We start from the raw sequence: 24,753 nt of genomic DNA on the forward strand, positions 1-24,753 counted from the left end.
TCAACCAATTTGACCGGTCGGCCTGATCAACATCTCGTTGATCTGGACGTGGCTCGGCGTTGACAGAAGATAGGCCACCGCATCGGCGACATCATCGGGGGTCAGCCGCTGGAACGGCAGCGCTTCGGTCGGATCTTCGCCCGTACGGACGAACAATTTGTGGAATTCGGTGGCGACGGTGCCTGGCGATATGTTGGCCACCTTTGTTGGGCTGCGGATTTCCGCAAGTTCGAGGCGCAGCGCTTCCATGATCGCGCGAACCGCATGCTTGGACGCGGCGTACATGCCATAACCGCCGGCCGGTATGCGGTGCGCGGCCATCGACGAGATGGTGACGATCGCCGTATCCAGCCGATTGTCGAAAAATGGCAACGCCTCGCGAATGCACAGCGCGGTACCCAGCACGTTGATGTCGAGCACCTGTCGCAGCTCGGTGGTGTCGAACGTCCCAATCGCGCTCTGATAGCCGACCCCGGCGTTGTTTATCAGCACGTCCAGGCCGCCTACGCGGTTTCGCACTTCGTCGAACAGAGCCGAGATCGCAGCGGGATCGCCGATGTCGCAGTTGATCGGCGTGGCCTTGCCCCCGCGCGCGCGGACATTCTCGGCGACGGCTTCGAGTCGGTCCGCGCGGCGGCCAACCAGAACGACCGACAGACCCATCTCGGCGACCTGATAGGCGACGGCCTCGCCGATACCGGTCGTGGCCCCCGTCACCATCGCAACCTTGCCCTTCCAGCGGGATTTATCGTTCGTCACAGCCTGTCGGATCGCTTTCTATCGGCATGGGCCTCACCCATATTGAGCATGCTATACCCGTATGTCCCGCGCCATGGGGACAGGTTCCCGGCGGGCTTCGACGAACCTGATCGACACCGCGTCGCGGGCGGCGAGATAGCCGAAGACCAGGCTTCGGCCGATCGCCATGCCGCTGTTATAGCCGCAACCCATCTCGATCCGCGCGGCGGCGTTACCGATCGCGTAGAGCCCCGGAACGGCTCGATCGGCCATGTCGATCACCTGTCCCGCCGCGCCGGTCTTCAACCCCGCCGACGCCAGCCCCGTTCCAACCCGACCGAGCCGGATAGCGTAGTAAGGCGGCGCCGTGAGCGGCCCCAGATTGGGATTGGGCAACCGGCTGTCGCCCCATCCGTTGCTCCACGGTTTCGATCCTCGCGCGAAGTCCGGATCGACGCCCTCGGCCGCATTCGCGTTGAAACGCCCGATCGTCGCCGCCAATCCCGCGGCATCGATGCCGGCCAGCGCAGCCAGTTCCTCGATCGAATCGGCGACCATTGCCATGCCCTCGGGCAGCGGATCCTCGGGTGCGATGGTGCCGATCGAATATTTGCTCTTGTAGGTCTGGTCGAAGACGAACCAGGCTGGCCAGTTCGGAAAGCGCTGACGATGGCCGTCGAACGCATAGGCGGTGCTGCTGTAGGTGTGGAAAAAGGACTCGTCGCCGAAACGCCGCCCCTCGGCATTGACCATAACGCAATGCGGCAGCCCCATGATCATCATGCGGTACAGCGGACGACCGCCCCAGCTTTCCCCGGGAATGTGGATACCGACATGCCGCGAGCAGCCCTGCGGCAAGGTCGTCGCGGTCTTGGCGCGAAACTGCGACGCCAGCCGGAAATGATCGCCGGTAATCGTGGGCGGGGTGAGGCTGTACATGTCCCTGATGAACTCGTGCGCCTCGACGAGTTCGGGCGACCAGTCATAGGCCCCGGTCGCGAGGATCACGGCGTCGGCGCGAACCCGCCGCTCGCGATCGGGGCCGCCGACGATCAGGCCCTCGACCCGATCTTCGCCGATCAGGCGCAGCGCGGGCGAGGCGGTCCACATATCGACGCCGCGTTCGGCCGCCATGTGGACGAGATTGGCGATCAGCCCCGATCCCATGCACCGTTCGCCACGCCCGGCCCTGTCCGCTTTCCGACGCGCGATCCCGTCGGGATCGACCGCCGCGCGGGTCAATTCGGCATTGGTCAGCAGGCTGCCGCCATGCTGGGTCGTCATCGTGCCCTGGCCGACCGTCGTCCGCTCGGCCCAGGCCCCGAGCAGCGTCGCCGGGAACGGCAAGGGTTCGAGATATCGCCCATCGGCTTTCGAGCCGGGCGCGTCGGGGAAATAATAATCGGCGAAGCCGTCGATCGGGCTCAGCCCGAGACCGAGACCGATCAGATACGCGATCGCCTCGCTGCCGCGCTCGACATAGGCGCGGCGATTCTCGACGCTGCCCATCCCCGCTGAAAGAAAATCCATATAGGCCAGGGCGTCCGCGACCGAATCGGCGGCGTCGCCCTGCGGCTGAAGCGGATTGGGCGCGACCCAGATCTGGCCCCCGGTGAGCGCCGTGACGCCGCCGAGCTTGTCGTCCTTTTCAACAACCAGGACGCGCGCGCCACGCTCCGCGGCGACCACCGCTGCGGCAAGTCCCCCAGCGCCCGATCCGACGCAGACGATGTCGTAGCTATCGTCCCAATCCGGCATCATCCGCTCCCATTGCGCATCACTTTGGACGCACGTGCCGTTCTAGAGATGTCGACGGCTGCCAATGTCCCCTGAAGGCGGGACCCGCCTGAAGGTTACGCCTCGTCGGCGATCGAGCGCCAGTCCTTGTCGGATCCGAACAGCTCGTTCGATCGGTCCACGAGCAGGTCCATGATCCTGCGCAAAGCCGCGCCGTCCTCGGGCGAAAGCTCCGACAACAGCATCCGCTCGCTCGCATATAGCAGCGGCACGACCTGATTATAGATATCATGTCCGCGCTTGCTGAGGCTGAGCGCCACGCGTCGGCGGTCCGCGGTGTCGATCCGCCGGAGGACGAGCTTCTTGTTGCTCAGCTGATCGATCGCGCGACTGACGCTGACCTGATCCATCGCGGTCAGCTCCGCCAGCGCCTTGGCCGACAGCGGATAATGGGTTCCGAGGATCGCGACGATTCGCCAGTCAGCGACCGACAGGCCGAACAGTTCGCCATACATGCGCTCGAGCATGCGGCTGATCCGGTTCGCCACGACGCTGAACGCGTGCGGCAGCGAATGCTCTGGCGCGAAGCACGCTGGCGGGCGCGGATCGTGCGGCGCGTCGTCGCTTTCCTTGGCGCCCAGTCGGCTCATCGAAGAATTAGCTCGCTCCACAGGTGATTCACCCGCCCTTTGTCTCAGTCGCAACGCAAGAGTCGTGATGCGCAGAAGCGCACCGATCCCCTTAGCGTATCAGGCTTCGCACATCTCGCAACCGTCCCGACAAATTAATTACATATTGCAATAGATACGTTTTGTAATCATATTGCCGACTAACAAGACAACAAGCGAGGAGGGTGTGGAATGGCTACCGTGCTGGCTTACAGGGCTGCGGAGGCTGACGATTATGCGGAGGCATGGATGCCCGGCCTGTCCGATCTCGTCGAAGTCATAGGCCTCGAAGAATTCGGCAATCAGATGCTCGCTTTTCTCGATCGCGTCGTGGGCGCCGATCACTGCACCATCTATCAGCTCAGCAATTATGATCTGGTCGAAGTCGGCTCGGCGGGCATCGCCACGATTCCCGAAGCCTATTTGAGCTCCTATGAGGTCAAGCGCCGCTTTCGTCAGCTCGGGACGTCCGGATCGCGAGTCGACACCTACCGGCTTTCGAGCGCGCTCGATTGCAGCATCCTGCCGGCCGTCCAGCACCAGGGCATCATGGTTCTCGGCAGCAAGCTCGGCTCGCCTTACTGCATCCGCATATTGCGCACGTCGCAGCGCCACGAAGCGACCGAGGCCCAGTTGGGCCGCCTGCGCGAAGCCGCCGACGTCCTCATCTCGCTGGCGGCGCGGCATCAGAATCTCTTCCTGTCGAAGCCGACCTCGTCTTCGGCGCTGACGTCGCTCGTCCAGATCCAGGAGCGCATTCTCAGCACCAAGAGCCTGTCGCGCCGCGAAGGCGAGGTCTGTGCGCGCATCCTGTACGGCTATTCGTCCTGCGGCATCGCGCTCGATCTCGGGATCGGCAAGGAAAGCGTGATGACCTACCGCAAGCGCGCTTACCAGCATCTCGGGATCGGCAGCCAGCGCGAACTGCTGCTCTGGTATCTCGAGCAGGTGCCCGAGACGTTGAATAGCTGACCGCCTCCAGATTTCGAACCGGTTCGAACGGTAAATATCGAAGTCCCGTTGTTCGGGGACATTAACGACCGGCTGCCGCGCCTACACCGCGATCTAGATCGAGAATCTGAATCTCCGGAGTTGTAAATGTCCGAGTTTGCCGACACGAAATTGACGCCCCTGATGCTCAATCATGCGGCATGGGTAACACACGATGTCGAAAAGACCGCGGATTTCTATACGCGGATCATGGGCATGGATCTGGCGAGCACCGTCTACGACGACAGCGTTCCGTCGACCGGGGATCAGTTCCCTTATTTCCATATCTTCTTCAAGATGCAGGACGGCTCGACCCTGGCCTTCTTCGAGGCGCCAGGCCTGCCCCCTCGCTCCGAAGTCGCGCATCCGGCCTATGACATCTTCGACCATATCGCGCTTCAGGCGAAAGACCGTGAAGAGGTCGATCGCTGGGCGGCCTGGCTTCGTTCCAACGGTGTCGATATCGTCGGCCCGACCGATCATGACGGCCTGATCTACAGCATCTATTTTCACGACCCCAACGAGATCCGGCTCGAAATCACGACGCCGCTCGATCTCGAGTGGAACCAGCATGCCAAGCGGGCCGAAAACGACCTGAAGATGTGGTGCGATACCAAGAAGAGCGCGGAAGCCGAAGGCCGGGATGTCGGAACCGCGCTGGTGGAGTTCATCCGGAGCCAGCGGCAAGCCTGATCCGGTGACCCGCGCGTCAGTCGGTCGCGTGGGCGAATCCCTTGGGATAGCGGCCCAAGGTCAGCACCAGCAGCGAACCCACGGCATATAGCCCTGCGGCCACGTGGAATGCGGGCGTATAGCTCCCGAAATGATCGTAGAATTTCGCGAAGGCGAGGGGAGCGATTCCGCCGGCGATCGCCAGTGCTGCGTATATAACCGCATAGATCGTCGCATAGTCGCGTGATCCGAAATAGCGGGCGGTCAGGAACGCCAGGAAATCGAGCTCGGCACCGGTTGCGAGGCCCAGCAGGATGGTTGACAGCAGGATCGGCAGATAGCCAGTGCTTCCGGGAATCATCAGGCAGGCGACAACCGGCAGCGACGTCACTACGGCGGCGACTGCCGGCGCCCAGATCCTGTCGAGCAGCAGGCCAATGCCGATCCGCCCGACGATGATCGAAATGCCCAGCACGCCCTGGAAGTTGGCGGCATCCTGTGGCGAGAAACCGCGATCGCCAATCGCGGGAATGAGGTTGGTGATAATGCCTGCCTGGGCCAGATAGATGCAAGCGACCGAGGTGAATAACGCCCAGAAGCGATAAGTGCCCCGTGCTTCGGCCAAGCTCAGGCCGCTCCGCACAACGATCGGCTCGTCCGGTCGCTCCGCACCCGGCTGGACCGGATGGAAGAACAGCAAGACAAGCGGCAGCGCGATAATCAAAGGGATGAGGCCGAGCCCGGCAATAGCTGCCTGGACGCCGAAGCGGGCGATCATCCACGTGGTGAACTGCGGCGCGAGGATCGCGCAGATGCCGGTGCCGGTAAGCGTAAGGCCCAGCGCAAGTCCGAGTTCGCGCTGGAAGCTTGTGGCGATGCCGCGCGTCCAACTGACCGGACTCGATCCAGCGCCGAGGATCGCCATCATGACGAAAGCGGCGTGGAAGATCAGTATCGACGATCCGGCAGCCGCCGCAACCAGGAAGGAGGCGGACACACCGATCAGCCCGCCGATCGCGATCCGGCGCGGCCCGTAGCGTTCGACGAGCCGGCCGACCAGGGGCGCAACCGCGGCACCAATTCCGACGCTCAGCAGGATCGCTGTCTGTACATCGGAACGGCTCCAGCCGTTGACTTCGGTCAGCGGCTTGGTGAGCGAACCTACGGCGTAGAAGGGCAGCGCCATGGCGCTGCACGCGAGGCCTACGCCCGCCGCCAGGATGAGAGGCGCGCGGCGGACAACCTCCAACTGTTTCAACCCCATATTATCCGGTCCTTACTCTTTATGCCCGGTCCTAGCATGCCGGATCAAAACCGTCCCGCGCCCTGCAGCTTCTCGGTCGGCTTGCGCAGTCCAAGTGCCTCGCGAGCACCAGCCCGGATATACATGTGCAGCCCGCGTATCTGCTCTGGCGAAAATTCTTCAAAGCGCGGCATGCCGCTCGGCGAAGCCGCGCCCGATGGTAAGAACACCGCCAGGTCTTCGCGCTTCAGTGCGATCGCCGATTCGCGAAGATCGGGCGCCGGCGCACCGGAACTCTGCAAGGCCATGCCGTGGCACATGGCGCAGTTCGAACCGTAGAGCGCCGCGCCCTCGGCAACCTCCGCTTCATTGAGCTTCAGCGCCGGATCGTCAAGCGCGGCGACCTTGAGGTCCCGGGGAGCCGTCCCGGGCAGCCTGGCCTTGCCGCCGAGCTTGAAGGTCAGCAAGCGGCGCGGCTGCTGTCCATATTTCCACCCGCGATTGACGAACTTGCTGTTCAAGCCGGCGGCGCCGCCATAGCCTACTAGGATCGAGACGAATTGCACGCCGCGCACCGTATAGGTGATCGGGGCGGCGATGATGCCGAGCTTGGCATCGTAGTGCCACGCCTCGGCACCGGTCGACGCGTCATAGCCATGAAAAATCCCATCCGCATCGCCTTGGAAGACGAGGCCACCCGCGGTTGCTAGCACGCCGCCATTCCACATTGAGGGATAGGCCACCTTCCAGCGAATCTTCTGAGCGACGGGATCCCAAGCGACCAGCGCCCCTTTGCCGTCGTCGCCATCGACGACGAGTGTCTCGAACTGGGCGCCGCCCCCGAAGGCCGTCTCCCGTGCCCCGCCTTTTTTCAGGCGCGCCATATATTCGGCGTCCTCCGAATAGCGGGCGGCGAGTTGCATATAGGGAATATAGGCAAGACCAGTGCGCGGACTGAATGCCATGGGCTGCCAATTGTGCGCGCCATAAGGGCTCGGCCAGAAGGTCACCGGCCCTTTTTCGTACCGGATGCCGGGCTCCTCGATCGGCCGTCCCGTCTTTAGGTCGACGCCCTTGGCCCAGGTCACCTTGCCATATTTCTCGGCACCCAGCAGCTTTCCGTTCTCGCGGTCGACCACATAGAAGAAGCCGTTGGTCGGCGCCTGCATCAACACCTTATGCTGCTGTCCACCGATCTCCATATCGGCGAGCGAGATGTTTGCGGTGGCCTTGTAATCCCAGGCTTCCTGCGGATTGACCTGATAGTGCCAGATATAGCGGCCGGTATCGGCGTCGAGCGCGACGATCGAGGCCAGGAACAGATTGTCGCCGACGCCCTCAGTCCGCACCCGCGGGTTATAGGGTCCCGAATTGCCGGTCCCGATATACAGGCGGTTGAGCTCGGGATCGTAGGTCATGCTATCCCAGACGGTTCCACCGGTGCCGGTCTTCCACCATTGGCCACGCCAGGTGTCGGCGGCCATCTTCATCGCCGGCTGCTCGAAACCATCGGCCGGGTTTCCTGGCACCGTGTAGAAGCGCCAGACCTCGTGACCCGTCTCAGTATCATAAGCGGTGACATAGCCGCGCGCGCCGAAATCGCCACCGCCATTGCCAATCACGACCTTGTCGTTGAACACGCGCGGTGCGCCGGTGATCGTCTGGCGCGAATCCTCGGCCAAGGTCTGGACGCTCCAGGCGGGCTTGCCCGTCCGCGCATCGAGGGCGATCAGCCGCCCGTCTAAGGTGCCGACGAAGACCTTGCCGTTCCAATAAGCGACACCGCGGTTGACCGGCATGACATAGCGTTGGTGCAGCGGCCGCCGCAGATAGGTCTCGGGATCGTAGTGCCACAGCAGCTTGCCCGAGACGGCATCGACCGCATAGACCGCCGACATCTGTCCCGTGAAATAGAGGACGCCGTCAACCGCCAGCGGCACAGCTTCGAGCGAATGCTCGCCCGGCAGGTCGAGCGACCAGGCCAGCCCGAGCTTCGCGACATTTCCGCTGTTGATCGCGGAGAGCTGGCTGAAATGGGTTTCCCCGGCTGGACCGCCAGTGCCGGCCCAGTTGGCATCTCCGACGGGGGTGGCCTGTGTCGCACCCAGACTGGCCAGCATGGCGAGAGCGAGAACCGCGCCTTCGCCCAATCGCATCGTCCGAACATGAAGCATTGAGCTCTCCCGAGCGTTATCTATGCTTCCGCGATAGCGGGCTCACTCCCCCGCCTCGTCCCTCCACCGGGGGACGCCGGCCGCGCGGAGCCGATGTCCCCGCTCGTTGGGACCGACATTGGACGTGGTGTCTCTAAGGCTGAGGAGACAAGGCTTGCGCACAGCGTGCGAGACAAGGAAGGATCGCCATGCGTCTTCTAGCATCCGAACAGGTCGGTTCTCCCCCGCCCGAGGTTACCGAAGCCGGCCGGCGGTTCGATCCCTTCCACCCCGATTTCGTGGTCGATCCCTATCCGACACTGGCGGAGTTTCAACGGTCCGAGCCGATCTTCTACTCGCCCGTCCTCGATAGCTGGATAGTGACCCGCTATGCGACGGTGCGGGCCGTGCTGCGCGATACCGACCGGTTCTCGCCGCGCATCGTATCGGACCCGCTGACGCCCTTATGCCCGCACGCACGTGACATCATCGTCAATTCGGAATTCGACGTTCCGGGCTTGCTGGTGAACAACGACAGCCCGAGCCATCCGCATTGCCGCAAGTTCTTCGGCGAGCCGCTCAAGCCGCAGCGCCTCGCCAGCCTTCGCCCGTTCATCGAGAAGACGGTGTCGGCGCAGATTGACCGGATGATCGAAACCGGTTCGCCGGCCGATCTCGCGATGGGGCTGACCTGGGACGTCCCCGCGCTGGTGCTGTTCCGCCTGCTGGGCATTCCGGACGAGGACGTGCCCCAAGTGAAGGAATATGCCGACAGCCGCGTGGTCCTGCTGTGGGGCCGTCCGACCGAGGAAGAGCAGATCCGCCTGACCAGCGGCGCGCTCGCCTTCTTCCGATATACCACCAAGCTGGTGCATTCGCGGCTGGAAAATCCCGGCGACGACTATCCCAGCGACGTGATCCGGCAGCGTGCCGGCGATGATTCGCAGGCGACGATCCGCGATATCATTGCCGTCACCTTCAACCTGCTGTTCGCTGGCCATGAGACGACATCGAGCGCGTCGGCGAACATCCTGTCGGCAGTGCTGTCCCGGCCGGAGATCTGGGCGGGCGTCGTCGACGGCTCGATCAACATCTCCAAGCTGGTCGAGGAAGGGCTGCGGTTCGATCCGCCGGTGCAGGCCTGGCGACGACTCGTCAAGGAAGACGCTGTCCTCGATGGCGTGGAGATCCCCGCTGGCAGCCGCCTTTTGCTGCACTTTGCTGCAGCCAACCGAGACCCGGAGCGGTTCGAGGAGCCGGAGCTGTTCAATCCCGAACGCGGCAACGCAGGGCAGCACACCAGTTTCGGAATCGGCGCGCATTTCTGCCTCGGCGCGACGCTGGCGCGCATCGAGATCGAGACGATGATCCGGCAGCTTGCCGAGCGGCTTCCCGGCATCAAGCTGGTGCCCGGACAGCAGCCCGACTATCTCCCCAACACCTCGTTCCGCGGGCTGCGCCGACTGCAGGTCAGCTGGTAATCGGGCTCGGCCATCCGGATCATGAACCGGGCTTCCCGTTCACACCTCGATCAGGCCGCGCTCGACCAGCCATGCCTGGGTGAGCGCACTCACCTCACGCAGATGCTCGGGCTGCCCGGCATAATAATGGGTGGCGCCCTTCATGATCTTGAAAGTCTTGTCAGCGCTGGCCGCCGCGTCGAAGATCCGGCGGGCATGGGGTTGGGGTACCGCGTCGTCGGCTGTATTCTCGATCGCGAGCAGCGGGACACTGATCCGCGCAGCGCATTTGATGCCGTCGGCATTGCTGTCCTCGACCGACCATTGTGACAGCCAGGCGCGCAGCGTCGAAAAGCGCCCAAGCCCGACCGGACCGCTGTTCACGGTTTCGGGATTGCCGAGATAGCACCAACCGATTTTGCGATCGTTGGGATCCAGCGCGCCGTCCAGGAAGCGCGGATCGGCGAGCGTGCGGTGCGTAATGAAGCCGCGCTCCACCTCGCCCGTGCCCTTTGCTCGCAGCATGGCCAGAGTCTCCTTCGCGGTCGCGGTGATCTTGCGCATCCGCGCCAGTTGGGCCGCACGATAGCGCGTGATGAACTCCGCCGAATATGGCGGCTTATTGGGATTTGCAGGGTCGTAGATGTCGAGTTCAGGATCGCGATCGTCGGGATTGAGCTCGTCGCGCACCGAGGGATCGATGATGTCGAGCAACAGCTGCGCGCGCGAAATATGCGCCGCCTGGAAGATCACCGCATCCGCCGGGATCAGCCCGGCTCCTACGATGTCGACCGGGTCGCCCGCGGGGGTCTGCGTGATGGTCGGCCGTTCGGCCTGCGATTGGTAGAACAACGAGAGCGAGCCGCCGCCCGACCAGCCGACGAGGACGATCTTCTCATATCCCCAGATCTCCTTGGCGTGGCGGATATAGGCGCCGAGATCCAGCAGGACATTTTCCAGGATCCCGGCGGTGTCGTTGCGGGCGTAGCGGCTGCCGGCGCACAGCACATGCGCGCCCAATCGCGCCGCTTCGCGCGGCACGGGCAGCAGCTGCAAGGTCGACGCCGGGTGCATGAACACCAGCAGCGTCTTGGACGGCCGGCCCCGCGGACGGATCAGTACGCCCTCGAGATTGATGACGCCCTGATTTCCCGAAAAGCCATAGGTCTCGACGAATTTAGTCGTCTCGCGATAGCCGATATGCACCCATTCGAAGTCGAGATCCGGATCATATTGCATGGCGAGACTCGGCCTTTCATGTGCTTCGAAACGGTGCGCCGGGTGGCGCGTCAGCAGCCTTTTCGGGAAGGCGAAGGTGGTTGCCTGTCCCCACCGGCTGGGACGGTGCGGCCGAACCCCGCCTAGGAAGACGGAACATCGAGCGGGATATCTGGCGCTATGAGCTGGCTTGCCCGTTCCCAACGCTCGATCTGCGGGAGGAAGGCGAGGCTGCCGCCGATCTCGTCAATGCCGTTAAGCAATGCATCCTTCTGCTGGGCGTCGATCTCGAAATCGACGATCTCGCCATTCGCGCGAGCGATGGTCTGCGTCGGCAGGTCGACCCGCATCCGGCACCGCGACGGGTCAGCCGCATCGTCGAGCAGTTGATCGACGAGCGCGCGGTCTAGCACGATCGGCAGGATGAAATTCTTGAAGCAATTATTGTGGAAGATATCGGCGAAGCTCGGCGCGATCACGCAGGTGATGCCGAAATCGCGCAACGCCCATGGCGCATGCTCCCGGCTGGAGCCGCTGCCGAAATTGTCGAGCGCGATGAGGATGCCGGCGCGGCGCCACGGGTCGCGATTGAGAATGAAGTCCGGCCGCTCGGCCCCCTGCTCGTCATAGCGCAATCCGGAGAACAGCTTCGCTCCAAGACCGCTGCGGCTGATCGTCTTGAGATGCTCGCCCGCCAGAATTTTGTCAGTGTCGACATTCGCCAGCGGCAGCGGCGCGGCCGGCGCAGTTATCGATGTGAAGCCGGCCATCAGCCGAAACGCCTGACATCGACGATGTGCCCGGCCACGGCGGCGGCGGCGGCCATTGCCGGCGACATAAGATGCGTCCGACCGCCCGGCCCCTGCCGGCTCTCGAAATTACGGTTCGAGGTGGAGGCGCAGCGTTCGCCCGGCTTCAGCCGATCGGGGTTCATCCCCAAGCACATCGAGCAACCGGCGTCCCGCCATTCGAAGCCGGCCGCCTTGAATATCAGGTCCAATCCTTCGGCTTCCGCCTGCGCCTTGATCGCGCCCGAGCCCGGCACGACCAGCGCGCGCACACCGCTTGCCACATGCCCATCGCCTATGGTCGCCGCCGCCGCGCGGAGATCCTCGATGCGGCTGTTGGTGCAGCTGCCGATGAACACCACATCGATCGGCAGACCCGCGAGGGGGGTTCCGGGTTCCAGCGCCATGTATTTCAACATCTGGCGCGCCTGGCCCGCCGCGGCGGAATCCGGCATCGCTTCGGGATCGGGCACCCGATCGGCGATGGTCACGACCGCTTCGGGGTTTGTGCCCCAGGTTACCATCGGCGCGATCCCGGTCGCATCGATATCGATGACCTTGTCGTAGCTGGCGCCCGGATCGGACCGCAATGCGCGCCAGCTCGCCTTCGCGGTCTCGAACGCCTCTCCAGCGGGAACCAGCGGGCGCCCCTGCAGGTAGGCGAACGTGGTGTCGTCCGGCGCTATCAGTCCGGCGCGCGCGCCCGCCTCGATCGACATATTACACACCGTCATGCGCCCGGCCATGTCGAGCGCCTCAATACCCTCGCCGGCATATTCGATGACATATCCGGTCGCGCCCGCAGTCCCGATCCGGCCGATGATTGCAAGGATCAGATCCTTGGCGGTTATTCCGGCGGGCAACCTGCCATTGACGCGCACCAGCATGTTCCGCGCCTGCTTCTGGATCAGCGTCTGAGTCGCCAGCACATGCTCGACCTCCGACGTACCGATCCCGAAGGCCAGCGCGCCGAACGCGCCATGGGTCGAGGTATGGCTATCGCCGCAGACGATCGTCAGGCCGGGAAGGGTTAACCCCAGATCGGGTCCGATGACATGGACGATGCCCTGCGCACGGCCTCGCAGCGGCACATAGGGTATGCCGAATTCCGCGACGTTACGCTCCAGGGTCTCAACCTGGATGCGGCTGTCGGCATCGGCGATCGGCAGGTGTCTGTTTTCGGTCGGCACATTGTGATCGGCGACCGCGATCGTGCCGCCCGGACGGTGGACACGTCGCCCGGCAAGGCGCAACCCTTCGAATGCCTGCGGGCTCGTGACCTCGTTCAGCAGGTGCCGATCGATATAGAGCAGCGCGTTGCCGCCGGCGAGCGTAGCGACGACATGGGCGTCCCAGATCTTCTGGAAGATGGTGCGCGGCGCATCGGCCATCAGCAGTGACCGGCCCGCTGCTCGGCTGCCGTGATCGCATCGCGAACGCGCCCACCCGACAATGCACCCGGCAAAGCCGCACCGTCGCGCGCGATCGGGATCAGCGCATCGACATCGACGCCGGTGGAGATCCCCATCGCCTCGAACATCCAGACCACGTCCTCGGTCGAAACGTTGCCGGTCGCGCCGGGCGCGAACGGGCAGCCGCCCAGGCCCGCGAAGGAGGCATCGATCGTGGCGACGCCAGCCTGCCAGGCCGCCATTACGTTGGCAAGACCCAGGCCATAGGTATCGTGCCCGTGATAGGCCCATGCGCCGGTCTGCGGATAGCGCTGCTGCGCGGTCTGCAGAAGCGCGAACACCCGGTCGGGCGTCACCCGGCCAGTCGTGTCGCAGGGGCAGATCTCGGCGTCGGGCTTGATGTCGACCAGCGCGTCGAGCAGCGCGAAGGTCGCCGCGGAATCTACCGGACCATCGAACGGGCAATCGAATGCCGTGGCAAGGTTGAGGCGTATCTTCGTGCCGGTGGGCAGCGACGATATGATACGGCCATATTCCGCGACTGACTCCATCGGCGTCCGGCGCACATTGTTGAAATTATGCTTTTCCGACACCGACAGCACGAACGCCAGATGGCGCGCGCCAGCCGCGAGCGCGCGTTCGGCATGCTTCAGATTGGGCACCAGCACCTGCGCATCCATGCCCGGCAGAGCCTGCGCGGCCGCGAGCACGGTGCCGGCGTCGGCAAGCTGCGGGACGGCGATATCGCTGACGAACGCGGTGACTTCCATCCGTCGCAGCCCGGCGGCGTAGAGTCGCTCGACGAAGGCGATCTTGGTGGCGGTCGGGATGTCGGGCCCGATCGGCTGGAAGCCGTCGCGCGGCCCGACCTCCACGATCGATGCGCGGCGCCGTTCGCTCACTTTACCACTCCATGTTGCTTCAAGGCTGCAATGTCCTCGGGAGCGAAGCCGGCCATGGCCAGAAGCTCCTCGCTATGCTGGCCGATGTCCGGCCCGGTCCAACGGATTGTGCCTGGCGCCTCGGGCATATGCGGTACAACACCGGTATGCAGCACGGTCCCCAAGGCCGGATCCTCGACCTCACGGACCATGCCGCGAAAACGATATTGCGCGTCGTCGGCAGCATCGGCGGCAGTATAGGCCTTGGAGCTCGGAATGTCCGCCTGCTCCAGCTTCTCCTGCAACTCTGCCGCGCTATATTGCCGCGTCCAGCGAGCGATCAGCTCGTCGAGCTCGGCGCTGTTGGCGACCCGCTGCCGGTTGCCGATATATTTGGGATCGCGGGCGAGTTCAGGCTGGCCGAGCAATTCGGCCAGCCTGGCGAACAACGGCTCGGAATTGGCCGCGATCAGCATGAAACCGCCATCGGCGGTGGGATAGGCATTCGAGGGGGCCGCGGTGGCAATCCCGCCCCCGGTGGGCTGCTTGATCTTGCCGAGCTTGCCGTATTCAGGGAGCATCGCCTCCATCATGCTGAAGACGCTCTCGGTCAGCGCGACATCTATGCTCCGCCCCTTGCGGTCGCCCGCCACACGGTCGCGCTGCCACAAAGCGCTCATGATGCCGAAGGCTGCATAGAGCCCGGCGATCGAATCCCCGATGCTGACGCCAACCCGGACGGGCGGCAGATCATAGGTGCCCGGCGGATGATTGGTGAGGTGGCGCAGGCCGCCGATCGCCTCGCCGATCACGCCGAAAGCTGCCTTGTCCTTCCAGGGGCCGGTCTGGCCGTAACCCGAGACGTGGGCGATGACGAGATCCGGTTTTGCTTCGCGCAGTACGGCATCGCCCAGGCCCATTTTTTCAAGCTGGCCCGGGCGGAAGTTCTCGACCAGGACGTCGCACTGCGCAATCAGGCGCAACACGATGTCGCGCGCTTCCTTCGCCTTGAGATCGAGCGCCAGGCTACGCTTGTTGCGGCCATGAATCGACCACCACAGCGACCGGCCATCGATCTGCTCCCCCCATTGCCGTACCGGATCTCCGGCCAGCGGCTCGATCTTGATGATGTCTGCGCCTAAATCGCCCAAAATCCGGGTACAGAAGGGCGCTGCAACGAAATGGCCGATTTCCATCACCCGGAGCCCGTCAAGCGTGGCGCAAAATAACTGACTTTCAGGTATCGACATATATTCGCCAAGGCCGCGCGATAAGGATGAGGAGCCGGTACATACCGGAGGCTAACCCCGGCCTTGGTCCCCTGGACCGGGGACATAAATGCTGCCTGAAAAATGGTTGCGGTTCTACTGCTGCATATAATTGAAAAGGCGAGGTTGCGGAGAGTGGCGGAAGCTATCCCTGTCAGGGACTATGATGTCGTTGTCGTCGGCTCCGGCGCGGGCGGGCTGACGGCCGCTATCGTCGCCGCGCAGCAGGGCCTCGCTACGCTGGTGGCCGAAAAAACCGAATATTTCGGCGGTACTTCGGCGATCTCCGGTGGCGGCCTGTGGATTCCTGGCAACGACCATATGGCCGGGCTGGGCCTGTCCGACAGCCGCGAGGACGCGATCCGCTATCTCAGCGCCATCACCGGGAATTATTTCGATCAGCCCAAGGCCGAGGCGTTTGTGAGAGCCGGGCCAGAAATGGTCCGATATTTGGAAGACCGCACCGAGGTGCGTTTCATGGGCGGGCTGATCCCCGATTACGAGGCCGCCCTGCCCGGCGCGTCGACTGGACGGACGCTGCTGACGCAGAGTTTCGACGGCAAGGCGCTCGGGCCCGACTTCGAGCATCTCCGGCCCGCGCTCGACCAGCTTGGCGTCTTCGGGGGGATGCAGATCGGCTTCGAGGATGCCGGTCACTTCATGGCGGTACTGCGATCGCCGAAATCCTTCTTCTATTCCGCTGGCAAATTCCTTCGCTACGCGTGGGATCGGATCCGGTATGGGCGCGCGACGCGGTTGGTGAACGGCAATGCGCTCGTCGCGCGCCTGCTGCTATCGGCACGCCGCGCTGGCGTCGAACTGTGGCGCGAAACCGGCGTTGCCGGACTGATCAACGAGAGCGGCCGGATCGCCGGCGTCCGGTTGACAAGGGGCGGCGAGACGATCGAAGTCCGGGCCCGGCGTGCCGTCATCCTGGCCAGCGGCGGCTATGGCGCGAACCAGCACATGCGCCGGGAAAATATGCCGATGGCCGATGCCGGCTGGTCGCTTCAGCCGACGGGCAATTGCGGCGACGGCATCCGGCTCGGCGAGCGGGAAGGCGGCGTCTTCATCCGCGAGAATATCGACAATGGCATATGGGCGCCGATGTCGTCGATGCTGGACGCAGACGGCCGGCGGGTCATCTTCTCGCATATCATGCTCGATCGTCATCGCCCCGGCTTCATCGTGGTCGACGGTACAGGCAAGCGCTTCGTCAACGAGGGTGCCTCCTACCAGGCGTTCTGCAAGGCAATGCATGCGCGCGGTATCGAGCGCGCCTGGCTTATCGGCACCCATGCCGCGATCCGTAAACATTCGATGGGCCTAGCGAAGGCTGCGCCCCTTCCCATCGGTCGCTATCTCGCCAACGGCTATCTGAAGAAAGCCGACACGATCACGGCATTGGCGGATGTGCTCGGCCTTCCGGCCGCGACGCTGACCGCGACCGTCGGGACCTTCAACCACTATGCCGACAGCGGCGTCGATGCCGATTTCCATCGCGGCGAGGATGTATATTCGTCGGTCCAAGGCGATCCCGCCAATAAGCCGAACCCGTCCCTCGGGCCTTTGCGAGACGGTCCGTTCTACGCGATCGAATTGCGGCCCGGTGAATTGAGCAGCCTCAACGGCCTCGAAACCGATGCCCGGGCGCAGGTCATCCGACAGGACGGTTCGGTCATCGACGGGCTTTACGCCGTCGGCGTCGATGCCAACCCGGCGTTTCGCGGCGCCTATCCGGGCGGTGGCGCCAGCCTCGGCCCGACCATGACTTTCGCCTATCTTGCGGCGCGCCACATCGCCGCCCAGCACCCCGTCGACGCCGCAGCAGGCGCGGCGGCTCCCTTACGTGAAAGGCCCGCAGCATGACCGACTATATCATCGTAGGCGCCGGATCGGCCGGATGTATCCTGGCCAACCGGCTTAGCGCGGATCCGTCCGCGCAGGTCACCCTGCTCGAAGCAGGCGGATCGGACCGGCATATCTTTTACCGCATGCCGGCCGGCTTCCTCGGCCTCATGAAGACCGGCATGGGCGACTGGGGCTATGAATGCGTTCCCCAGCCCGGTCTCAACGGCCGGACCATGCACTTTCCACGCGGCAAGGTGCTGGGCGGATCGAGCTCGATCAACGGGCAAGTGATCGTGCGCGGCAATGCCGGCGACTTTGACGGATGGGCGCAATCCGGGGCGACCGGTTGGTCCTACGAGGATTGCCTGCCCTATTTCCGCAAGTTCGAACGCCATCCCGGCGGCGACACCGATCTGCGCGGTGGCTCAGGCCCGATCGGCATTACCGTTGCTCCGCCCGCCGAACAGATGACCCCGATGGGCCAGGCTTGGTTCAAGGCCGCCGAGCAGGCCGGTTATCCGATCAACCCCGATCTCAACGGCAGCACGCAGGAAGGCTTCGGCCGCGCCGACGCCAATTTCTCGGGCACCCGCCGCCAGAGCACGTCGGCCACCTATCTGGCCGAAGCGATCGGACGCCCCAACCTGCGCGTGATCAGCCAAGCGCAGGCCACCCGAATCCTGTTCCGCAACAGCCGCGCGATCGGGGTCGAATATGCCAGCAACGGCAAGCGCCGCACCATCGAGACCGATGGCGAGGTGATCCTCGCCGGCGGCACCGTCAATTCGCCGCAGCTGCTCCAGCTGTCGGGCGTAGGCCCGGCCGAGCTCCTGCGCAGGCACGGCATTGCGGTCGTGCAGGAGCTGGCGGGCGTCGGCGAGAACCTACAGGACCATATCTGCCAGATGGTCAAGCAGGAGATGACCAAGCCCTATTCGGCGCTGGCCTATACCCGGCCGCTCAAGGCGGCGATCTCGCTCGCTCAATATGCGCTGTTCAAGTCGGGGCCGACGCTCTCCAACGGGCTGGAGGTGCTGGCCTTCGTGAAGACCCGCGCGGGTCTCGAATATCCCGACATCCAGTACCACTTCCTCAACCTGCTCTACGAGGACCATGGTCGGAAGATCATCCAGCGCGAGGGCTTCATGGCGTCGGCCAATGTGTCCCGCCCGCAGAGCCGCGGCAACGTCGTCATCGCGTCGAGCGATCCGCTGCAGGCGCCGCTGATCGATCCGCGCTATTTCAGCGATCCCGAGGACATGCGGACGGCGCGCGCATCGCTGCGGATCGCACGCGAACTGATCGCCCAGCCGGCGTTCGACGAGTTCCGCGGCGTCGAATATGCGCCGGGCACCAACGTTCAGTCGGATGCCGACCTCGACGACTATATCCGCAGCACCGCGAACAGCATCTATCACCCGGTAGGAACCTGCCGGATCGGCACCGATCCAATGGCGGTCGTCGATCCGCAGCTCCGGGTTCACGGCATAGACAATCTGCGCATCGTCGATGCGTCGGTCATGCCGACCATCGTGAGCGGCAATACCAATGCCGCTGTGATGATGATCGCGGAAAAGGCGTCTGACATCATCGTCCGCAAGGCGATGGGCCGGGCGATCGCGGCCTAGCACGGCATGCGCTTGTCCGGCCCCAGCATGCCGTTCGTCCCCAATCCCGACTACGGAAAGGGAGAGGCACGGCGGACGATCAGCCTGGCAAAGCGCGGACCAAGCCGGGTTGACGCCTACCTCGTGGACAATTACCACGAGATGCGCTGCACGATCGATCATGACGGATCGGTCGTCACCTCGGTTAAAGGCGAAATGATTCGCTATCCGACCACGGCCTGCCCGGGCGCACCCGACGCGCTGCAGGAGGTGGTCGGGCTACCGCTCGATATTGCCACGACCGGCTTCTACGATCCCGCAAGGTTGCGCCGGAACTGCACCCATCTGTTCGATAGCGCCCTTCTTGCGATGCGCCATGCACGTCGGACCGAGCAAAGGAGGATCTATGAGGCGGTGGTGCCCGACGCCGCCGACGGCCCGATCTGGATCGAAGCGCGCTGTGACGGCCATCTGGTCCATCGCTGGCGGATCGACGGCGACGTCATCGTCGCGCCCGCGGCACTAGCCGGGCGGCCCATGCTTAAGGGATTCGGGCACTGGTCGGCCGAAACCTTCGACAGCGACGCGCTGGAAGCCGCGTCCGTCCTCGGCAAGACTTGTTTCATCGCGACCATCCGCCCCTATTCGCCGGCCGCCAGCGTCGGCCAGCCGATCGTGGAAAACCGGCTGCTCCTCGGCGCTTGCTACGCATATGCACCCGAACGGATCGAGGGTGCGGTCCTTCGCGCCGAAGCGGCCGGAATACACAAGTCGGTGGGCCGTTAGCGCGTCACCCCTTCGCTCGTCCCTCCCGAGCGGGACATACTCAGCATCGCACCAACGCGCATCCTGGCGGTTCGAACGCAGATGGGCCATCGCAGCCCCCCGGAGAGCGCGCATGTCCAAGGAACTGGGGAAGTCTCTCGCCCTACCCTGCGGCGCCATCCTTCGGAACCGCCTGGCGAAATCGGCGACGCAGGAGGGGCTAGCGGACAACGAATACCGCGTCTCGGATGCGCTGTGCCGGCTCTATCGCCGCTGGTCGCACGGCGGCGCCGGCCTCCTCGTCACCGGCGACGTCATGGTCGATGGCGCGCACATGGAGCGGTTCGGCAATGTCGTGCTGGAGACGCCGGACGATCTGCCCGCGCTAAGGAGATGGGCAGCGGCCGGCCAGGCCGCGGACAATCATTTCTGGATGCAGATCAACCACCCCGGTCGGCAGACTCCCATCAGGTTCAATCCGCACCCTTTCGCGCCGTCGGCTTCGACCGCCGGACTGCCACCGCGCGAATTCGGCATGCCTCGCGCGATGTCGGAGGACGATATCACCGACGTTATTACGCGCTTCGCGCGCACCGCCGCGATCTCGCGCGAAGCGGGCTTCACCGGCGTCCAATTGCACGGCGCACACGGCTTCCTGATCTCGCAATTTCTCAGCCCGCTCGCCAATCATCGCAACGACGCCTGGGGCGGATCGCTCGAAAACCGCGCGCGACTCCTGCTCGAATCGGTCAAGGCGATCCGCGCAGCGGTCGGCAGCGATTATCCGATCTCGGTGAAGCTCAACTCCGCTGACTTCCAGCGTGGCGGTTTCGACATCGAGGACAGCGTCGCGGTCGTCGGCATGCTGAACGGCAGCGGGATCGATCTGCTTGAGATTTCGGGCGGCAACATCTCCAGCCTCGCGATGATGGGGTCCGCTTCCGATGAACCTGCCGCGCCCAAGGCACACAGCACGGTGAAGCGTGAAGCCTATTTTGCGGGCTATGCGGAACGTATCCGGCCGGTGGCAGGCATGCCGCTGATGATAACCGGCGGCTTCCGACACGCCGCCGACATGACCGCAATGCTCGTCGAGGATCGGGTCGACATGATCGGCATGGCGCGCCCGCTTTGCGTCGATCCCGAGATCTGCGCCAAGCTGCTCGACGGGCGAGCGACGAGCGCGCCAACGCTGCAAGAAGATCTTATCCTCGATCGCGGGACTTTGCCGGCCGATCTCGACGACAGCGCATTCGCCTACGCCGTCTCGGTTGCCCAGCTTTGCTGGCTCTACCTCCAGCTTGCCCGGATCGCCCAAGGCGACGATCCGGATTTCGGGCTACCGCTGGCCACCGCGATCGCCGAATTGGGCCGGATCGAGGAGCAACGCGCTTCGGTCTCCGTCTGAGCACACCACTCCCCCAGCATGAAAGACTGTCGTCATGTCGATCGAAGAAAATAGCAGCATCGCGCGCCGGTTCATCGAGACGATGCACGAGGGCCATTTCGACCTGCTGGCGGAAGATGGGACCTTCTGGGTGTCGGGCTCGACGCCCTTCTCCGGCACCAAGACCAAGCCCGAGATGGTCGCCCTGTTCGAAGCGCTCAAGACAATATCGGACGACCGGCTCGTCATGCGCATCACTTCGATGACCGCCCAGGACGACCGCGTTGCTCTGGAGGCCGAAGCCGGCATGACTCTGCACAATGGCCGCCGCTACGCCAACCAGTACAATACTCTGCTCGTGATCCGCGACGGCCTCGTTCGCTCGGTCAAAGAGTATAGCGATACGGCGCATATGCTTGAGATCTTCGGCGCCTAACCCTTCCCTTCGCATTCCGGGATCGAGATCATGAACACACCTTTGCCACTGAACCAGATCGGCCAGTTCGACGACGAAGCCGATGTCGTCATCCTCGGCTACGGTATCGCGGGTGCCTGCGCCGCGCTGGAAGCACGTGGCGCCGGCGGGGACGTGCTGGTGGTCGAGCGGGCGAGCGGCGGCGGCGGCGCCAGCGCGTTGTCGTCTGGCATCTTCTATATCGGCGCCGGCACCGAAGTGCAGAAGGCGGCGGGCTATGACGACACGCCCGACAATATGTACCGCTCGATGATCGCCAGCATGGGACCCGATCAGGCCGAGCTGATCCGCCCCTATTGCGACGGCAATGTCGAGCATTTCCGGTGGCTGGAGGCGCAGGGCATACCGTTCGAGCGCAGCTATTATCCCGAAAAGACGGTGTTCCTGATGACGACCCATGGCCTGATGTGGTCGGGCAACGAGAAGGTCTGGCCCTTCCGCGATGCCGCAACACCGGCGCCACGCGGCCATCAGGTGGCGATGGAAGGCGATACGTCGGGCGCTGCCGCGATGTTCGCGCTGCTGGCGCGCTGCGACGAGGCCGGGGTGCGCGCCAGTTTCGATTCGATCGCGCAATCGCTGATCGTCGACGGGGAAGGCCGCGTGTGCGGCGTGACGGTGCGTCAGTTCGGCCAGGAACGCCATTATCGCGCCCGCCGTGGCGTGATCGTCGCCACCGGCGGCTTCGGTCGCAACGAGCAGATGCTCGCGCGCTATTTCCCCGGACTGCCGGACACGGCCGAGCCGATGGGCATCCCCCACACCGACGGCTCGGGCATCACCATGGCGGTCGCCGCCGGCGGAGACGTCCGGGGCATGGATGGGCTGATCGCGACCGCCTCCATCTATCCGCCTCCGCAGCTGGTGAAGGGCATTATCGTCAACCGCCTTGGCAAGCGCTTCGTGGCGGAAGACGCCTATCACGGCAGGACGGCCTCCTTCATTATGGAACAGCCCGACCAGCGCGCGTTCCTGATCGTCGATTCCGAAATTTTCGCCTATCCCGAGATCATCGGCGCGAACCACTCGCTCGTCGACGGCTATGAATCGATCGAGGCGATGGAGAGCGGGCTGGAGCTGCCGCCCGGGTCTCTGGCCGACACGCTGGCGGTCTACAACCAACAGGCCGCGCAAGGCCGCGATCCGCTGTTCGAGAAGCACACCGACTGGCTCAAGCCGCTGACCGACGGCCCATGGGCGGCGTTCGACATCTCGTTCAACCGATCGACCTATTATTATATCACCCTCGGGGGCCTGCGGATCGGACCCGATGCGCGCGTGCGTCGCGCCGATGGCGGCGTCGTGGCGGGTCTCTATGCTGCGGGCGCCTGCACCGCGCATCTGTCGCCGGACGGCAAGAGCTATGCGAGCGGCATGAGCCTCGGGCCGGGCTCCTTCTTCGGCCGTGTCGCCGGACGCGAGGCGATGCGCGGATCGGCCGCTAGCTGATCGATCAGGACGATGTCGGGATGAGCGTATCGGTCATGATATGCTCATCGCCGATAAACGACAGACAGCGCGACGCATCGAAGAATTTCTTCTCGTCGGGCCGGATTACCTCCAGATAGCGCGGCTCCTCGAACGCAGCCTTCATCGCCTCGCGGCTGTCGAACCAGATTTCTCCGACGCCGTCATAGTCGGGAGAGTCGCCGAAGGGTGCTACGGCCTCGCCGCCGGGCGCGCGATGATGCTGCACATATTTGCGCACATGCCTCATAAACTCAGGAACGCTTTTGACCAGCGGCGCGTGGCGGTTCAGCCAATAGTCGCTGAACTCGTCATAAGACAGATCGGTCTTGCGCGTGACGAACACGATCATGGTGATCATCCTGGCTCTCCATGCCTTCTGCGATCGACAATCGGGATTGCACGCCGCCGGAAAGTCCGGCGGCGCCACGATCCGCTGGCGCCGTTCAGTCCGCCAGGTGATCCGGCGTCCCTTCAAGAACGACGGTTTTGGTCTCGAGATAAGGATGCAGGCCTTCGACGCCGCCTTCGCGGCCGATGCCCGACTGCTTGAAGCCGCCGAAGGCGATGCTGAAGTCGGTGCGGAAGGCGTTATGGCCGACCGTTCCCGAGCGCAGGCTGCGCGCGACCTCATAGGCGCGCTGGACGTCGTTGGTGAACACCGAGTTGTTCAGGCCGTAGATCGTATCGTTGGCGATATCGATCGCCTGTTCTTCATTGTCCGCGGGGATCACGCTGACGACCGGGCCGAAAAGCTCCTCGCGCGCCAGCGTCGAATCATTGTGGACGTTACCGAAGACGGTCGGCTCGATGTAGAAGCCGCGATTGAGATGCGCGGGCCGGCGTCCGCCGACGGCGAGGGTCGCGCCCTCGCTCTCGCCCTTGGCGATCAGCTGCTCGATCCGATCGCGCTGGCGCCGCATGGCGATCGGCCCAATCTCGGTTGCGGGATCGAACGGATCGCCGACCTTGATCGCGCCGAACTTCGCACTCAACGCATCGACCAGCGCATCATGCCGATGCCGGCTGACGATGATCCGGGTCAGTGAAGAGCAGACCTGACCGGACATCAGGCAGGTCGATCCGGCCAGCGAGGTCGCCGCGGTTTCCAGATCGAAGTCGTCGAGGATGACGGCCGCCGATTTGCCGCCGAGCTCGAGCGTGTAGCGCGCGATGCGATCGCCGCAGATCGCCGCGATCTTGCGGCCCGCGGCGGTCGATCCGGTGAAGGCAACCTTGTCGACGCCAGGATGCCGCACCAGCATCTCGGAGGCGGCGCGCTCGGCGGTGATGACGTTGATGACGCCCGGCGGGATGCCGATGGCCTGCGCGATTTCCGCGACGATATAGGCCGACGACGGCGCTTCGGGAGACGCCTTGACGATCACGGTGCAGCCCGCGAGCAGCGCCGGCGCGAGCTTGTTGGACAGCAAGTTGATCGGGGCGTTCCAGGGGATGATCGCCGCGACCACGCCCACCGGTTCGCGCACCAACAGGCCGACCTGTCCGCCGCCATAGGGATGGTGGCGTTCCTCGAACTGGAAGGTGTCGGCGAGGCCGGCGTAATATTCGAAAATCCCGCCCATCGCCCCGGAGAACATCTGGGCGGTCGAATGCAGGATGCCCATTTCATTGGGCCAGGTCAGCGCGACGTCCTCGGCCCGATCGTTGAGGCCCTTGGCGAGCGCGCGGAGATAACCCGCACGTTCCGCATGGCTCATCCGCGGCCAGGGACCACGATCGAAGGCCTCGCGCGCGGCGGCGACGGCGCGGTCGACGTCCGGCTCGAAGGCTTCGGCGACGCTGACGTAGATTTCCTCGGTCGCGGGCGCGATCACGTCAAACTTGCTGTCCGACGAAGGCTTAATCCAATTCCCGCCGATGAACAGCCGATCCTGATGTCCGAATGGAACCTCGCTGTGCTGTTTCGTCTGGCTGGTCATGGCTGCTCCTTTGGTTCCGCGAAAATCGAC

21 protein-coding genes are annotated in these 24,753 nt (G+C 64.2%); 9 read left to right on the forward strand and 12 right to left on the reverse strand.

From position 1 onward, the window contains the following. From B5X82_RS24410 to B5X82_RS24420, 3 genes are all read right to left on the reverse strand, one after another. The gene (locus tag B5X82_RS24410) at positions 1 to 759 is read right to left on the reverse strand and encodes an SDR family oxidoreductase (protein WP_139385160.1); all 759 of its coding nucleotides are present in this window, start codon (positions 757 to 759) and stop codon (positions 1 to 3) included. 51 nt (positions 760 to 810) lie between these two features. Beyond that, the gene (locus B5X82_RS24415; RefSeq protein WP_176152695.1) at positions 811 to 2,496 is read right to left on the reverse strand and encodes an FAD-dependent oxidoreductase; all 1,686 of its coding nucleotides are present in this window, start codon (positions 2,494 to 2,496) and stop codon (positions 811 to 813) included. Between the two features lie 95 nt (positions 2,497 to 2,591). Further along, complete coding sequence (locus tag B5X82_RS24420; protein WP_079650932.1) at positions 2,592 to 3,125, reverse strand: MarR family winged helix-turn-helix transcriptional regulator; 534 nt, start codon at positions 3,123 to 3,125, stop codon at positions 2,592 to 2,594. A 267-nt stretch (positions 3,126 to 3,392) separates the two neighbouring features. Between B5X82_RS24420 and B5X82_RS24425 the strand changes: the two genes are divergently transcribed. Both B5X82_RS24425 and B5X82_RS24430 read left to right on the forward strand, forming a co-directional pair. Continuing rightward, positions 3,393 to 4,115: a helix-turn-helix transcriptional regulator gene (locus tag B5X82_RS24425; RefSeq protein ID WP_139385163.1), complete on the forward strand. Its 723-nt coding sequence runs from the start codon at positions 3,393 to 3,395 to the stop codon at positions 4,113 to 4,115. 126 nt (positions 4,116 to 4,241) lie between these two features. Next, complete coding sequence (locus B5X82_RS24430) at positions 4,242 to 4,826, forward strand: VOC family protein (RefSeq protein WP_217699588.1); 585 nt, start codon at positions 4,242 to 4,244, stop codon at positions 4,824 to 4,826. A gap of 16 nt (positions 4,827 to 4,842) precedes the next feature. Here B5X82_RS24430 and B5X82_RS24435 read toward each other — a convergent pair whose 3' ends face one another. Together B5X82_RS24435 and B5X82_RS24440 are read right to left on the reverse strand one after the other, a co-directional pair. Continuing rightward, positions 4,843 to 6,069, reverse strand: coding sequence for an MFS transporter (locus B5X82_RS24435; protein WP_079650938.1), 1,227 nt, complete (start codon positions 6,067 to 6,069; stop codon positions 4,843 to 4,845). Between the two features lie 44 nt (positions 6,070 to 6,113). Beyond that, positions 6,114 to 8,204, reverse strand: a complete 2,091-nt coding sequence (locus B5X82_RS24440; RefSeq protein WP_079650976.1) for a PQQ-dependent dehydrogenase, methanol/ethanol family — start codon at positions 8,202 to 8,204, stop codon at positions 6,114 to 6,116. 206 nt (positions 8,205 to 8,410) lie between these two features. Here B5X82_RS24440 and B5X82_RS24445 point away from each other — a divergent pair, with 206 nt between their 5' ends. Continuing rightward, positions 8,411 to 9,682, forward strand: coding sequence for a cytochrome P450 (locus tag B5X82_RS24445; RefSeq protein WP_079650940.1), 1,272 nt, complete (start codon positions 8,411 to 8,413; stop codon positions 9,680 to 9,682). Positions 9,683 to 9,721: 39 nt separating this feature from the next. Here B5X82_RS24445 and B5X82_RS24450 read toward each other — a convergent pair whose 3' ends face one another. The 5 genes from B5X82_RS24450 to B5X82_RS24470 form a co-directional block, all read right to left on the reverse strand. Then, the gene (locus tag B5X82_RS24450) at positions 9,722 to 10,900 is read right to left on the reverse strand and encodes an alpha/beta hydrolase (RefSeq protein ID WP_079650942.1); all 1,179 of its coding nucleotides are present in this window, start codon (positions 10,898 to 10,900) and stop codon (positions 9,722 to 9,724) included. Positions 10,901 to 11,022: 122 nt separating this feature from the next. Then, positions 11,023 to 11,649: a 3-isopropylmalate dehydratase small subunit gene (gene leuD / locus B5X82_RS24455; RefSeq protein WP_079650944.1), complete on the reverse strand. Its 627-nt coding sequence runs from the start codon at positions 11,647 to 11,649 to the stop codon at positions 11,023 to 11,025. Further along, on the reverse strand, positions 11,649 to 13,058 hold the full coding sequence (gene leuC, locus B5X82_RS24460) for a 3-isopropylmalate dehydratase large subunit (protein ID WP_079650946.1): 1,410 nt from the start codon (positions 13,056 to 13,058) through the stop codon (positions 11,649 to 11,651). The genes leuD and leuC overlap by 1 nt, the downstream gene beginning before the upstream one ends. Continuing rightward, entirely contained in the window at positions 13,058 to 13,981 is a 924-nt protein-coding gene (locus B5X82_RS24465; RefSeq protein WP_079650948.1) for a hydroxymethylglutaryl-CoA lyase, read from the reverse strand. Before B5X82_RS24465 ends, leuC begins: the two co-directional genes overlap by 1 nt. Beyond that, positions 13,978 to 15,210, reverse strand: a complete 1,233-nt coding sequence (locus tag B5X82_RS24470) for a CaiB/BaiF CoA transferase family protein (RefSeq protein ID WP_079650949.1) — start codon at positions 15,208 to 15,210, stop codon at positions 13,978 to 13,980. The genes B5X82_RS24465 and B5X82_RS24470 overlap by 4 nt, the downstream gene beginning before the upstream one ends. Before the next feature lie 153 nt (positions 15,211 to 15,363). Between B5X82_RS24470 and B5X82_RS24475 the strand changes: the two genes are divergently transcribed. From B5X82_RS24475 to B5X82_RS24500, 6 genes are read left to right on the forward strand one after another with little or no spacing between them, the layout of a single operon-like run. After that, positions 15,364 to 17,097, forward strand: coding sequence for an FAD-dependent oxidoreductase (locus B5X82_RS24475; RefSeq protein ID WP_176152696.1), 1,734 nt, complete (start codon positions 15,364 to 15,366; stop codon positions 17,095 to 17,097). After that, on the forward strand, positions 17,094 to 18,707 hold the full coding sequence (locus B5X82_RS24480) for a GMC family oxidoreductase (RefSeq protein ID WP_079650953.1): 1,614 nt from the start codon (positions 17,094 to 17,096) through the stop codon (positions 18,705 to 18,707). The genes B5X82_RS24475 and B5X82_RS24480 overlap by 4 nt, the downstream gene beginning before the upstream one ends. A gap of 27 nt (positions 18,708 to 18,734) precedes the next feature. Further along, entirely contained in the window at positions 18,735 to 19,472 is a 738-nt protein-coding gene (locus B5X82_RS24485; RefSeq protein WP_176152697.1) for a DUF2889 domain-containing protein, read from the forward strand. Further along, a complete protein-coding gene (locus B5X82_RS24490; RefSeq protein WP_209047674.1) occupies positions 19,420 to 20,859 on the forward strand; it encodes an NADH:flavin oxidoreductase/NADH oxidase family protein in 1,440 nt (479 codons plus the stop codon). The genes B5X82_RS24485 and B5X82_RS24490 overlap by 53 nt, the downstream gene beginning before the upstream one ends. A gap of 34 nt (positions 20,860 to 20,893) precedes the next feature. After that, positions 20,894 to 21,274: a nuclear transport factor 2 family protein gene (locus tag B5X82_RS24495; RefSeq protein ID WP_079650958.1), complete on the forward strand. Its 381-nt coding sequence runs from the start codon at positions 20,894 to 20,896 to the stop codon at positions 21,272 to 21,274. A gap of 30 nt (positions 21,275 to 21,304) precedes the next feature. After that, positions 21,305 to 22,762, forward strand: a complete 1,458-nt coding sequence (locus B5X82_RS24500) for an FAD-dependent oxidoreductase (protein ID WP_079650960.1) — start codon at positions 21,305 to 21,307, stop codon at positions 22,760 to 22,762. Between the two features lie 4 nt (positions 22,763 to 22,766). On the opposite strand, the gene B5X82_RS24505 is transcribed toward B5X82_RS24500, so the two are convergent. Both B5X82_RS24505 and B5X82_RS24510 read right to left on the reverse strand, forming a co-directional pair. After that, positions 22,767 to 23,141, reverse strand: coding sequence for an EthD domain-containing protein (locus tag B5X82_RS24505; protein WP_079650962.1), 375 nt, complete (start codon positions 23,139 to 23,141; stop codon positions 22,767 to 22,769). Between the two features lie 85 nt (positions 23,142 to 23,226). Continuing rightward, complete coding sequence (locus B5X82_RS24510) at positions 23,227 to 24,723, reverse strand: aldehyde dehydrogenase (RefSeq protein ID WP_079650963.1); 1,497 nt, start codon at positions 24,721 to 24,723, stop codon at positions 23,227 to 23,229. Between the last annotated feature and the right edge of the window lie 30 nt (positions 24,724 to 24,753).

The sequence above is a fragment of the Rhizorhabdus histidinilytica genome (assembly GCF_900167915.1).
Lineage (GTDB): Bacteria > Pseudomonadota > Alphaproteobacteria > Sphingomonadales > Sphingomonadaceae > Rhizorhabdus > Rhizorhabdus histidinilytica.

Excerpts from the sequence above, each read along its gene's own strand:
- B5X82_RS24495 (WP_079650958.1), top strand. The coding sequence starts at position 20,894 with ATGTCGATCGAAGAAAATAGCAGCATCGCGCGCCGGTTCATCGAGACG.
- leuD (WP_079650944.1), bottom strand. The coding sequence starts at position 11,649 with ATGGCCGGCTTCACATCGATAACTGCGCCGGCCGCGCCGCTGCCGCTG.
- leuC (WP_079650946.1), bottom strand. The coding sequence starts at position 13,058 with ATGGCCGATGCGCCGCGCACCATCTTCCAGAAGATCTGGGACGCCCAT.
- B5X82_RS24450 (WP_079650942.1), bottom strand. The coding sequence starts at position 10,900 with ATGCAATATGATCCGGATCTCGACTTCGAATGGGTGCATATCGGCTAT.
- B5X82_RS24500 (WP_079650960.1), top strand. The coding sequence starts at position 21,305 with ATGAACACACCTTTGCCACTGAACCAGATCGGCCAGTTCGACGACGAA.
- B5X82_RS24505 (WP_079650962.1), bottom strand. The coding sequence starts at position 23,141 with ATGATCACCATGATCGTGTTCGTCACGCGCAAGACCGATCTGTCTTAT.
- B5X82_RS24470 (WP_079650949.1), bottom strand. The coding sequence starts at position 15,210 with ATGTCGATACCTGAAAGTCAGTTATTTTGCGCCACGCTTGACGGGCTC.
- B5X82_RS24480 (WP_079650953.1), top strand. The coding sequence starts at position 17,094 with ATGACCGACTATATCATCGTAGGCGCCGGATCGGCCGGATGTATCCTG.
- B5X82_RS24435 (WP_079650938.1), bottom strand. The coding sequence starts at position 6,069 with ATGGGGTTGAAACAGTTGGAGGTTGTCCGCCGCGCGCCTCTCATCCTG.
- B5X82_RS24485 (WP_176152697.1), top strand. The coding sequence starts at position 18,735 with ATGCCGTTCGTCCCCAATCCCGACTACGGAAAGGGAGAGGCACGGCGG.
- B5X82_RS24440 (WP_079650976.1), bottom strand. The coding sequence starts at position 8,204 with ATGCGATTGGGCGAAGGCGCGGTTCTCGCTCTCGCCATGCTGGCCAGT.
- B5X82_RS24420 (WP_079650932.1), bottom strand. The coding sequence starts at position 3,125 with ATGAGCCGACTGGGCGCCAAGGAAAGCGACGACGCGCCGCACGATCCG.
- B5X82_RS24415 (WP_176152695.1), bottom strand. The coding sequence starts at position 2,496 with ATGCCGGATTGGGACGATAGCTACGACATCGTCTGCGTCGGATCGGGC.
- B5X82_RS24445 (WP_079650940.1), top strand. The coding sequence starts at position 8,411 with ATGCGTCTTCTAGCATCCGAACAGGTCGGTTCTCCCCCGCCCGAGGTT.
- B5X82_RS24430 (WP_217699588.1), top strand. The coding sequence starts at position 4,242 with ATGTCCGAGTTTGCCGACACGAAATTGACGCCCCTGATGCTCAATCAT.
- B5X82_RS24425 (WP_139385163.1), top strand. The coding sequence starts at position 3,393 with ATGCCCGGCCTGTCCGATCTCGTCGAAGTCATAGGCCTCGAAGAATTC.
- B5X82_RS24510 (WP_079650963.1), bottom strand. The coding sequence starts at position 24,723 with ATGACCAGCCAGACGAAACAGCACAGCGAGGTTCCATTCGGACATCAG.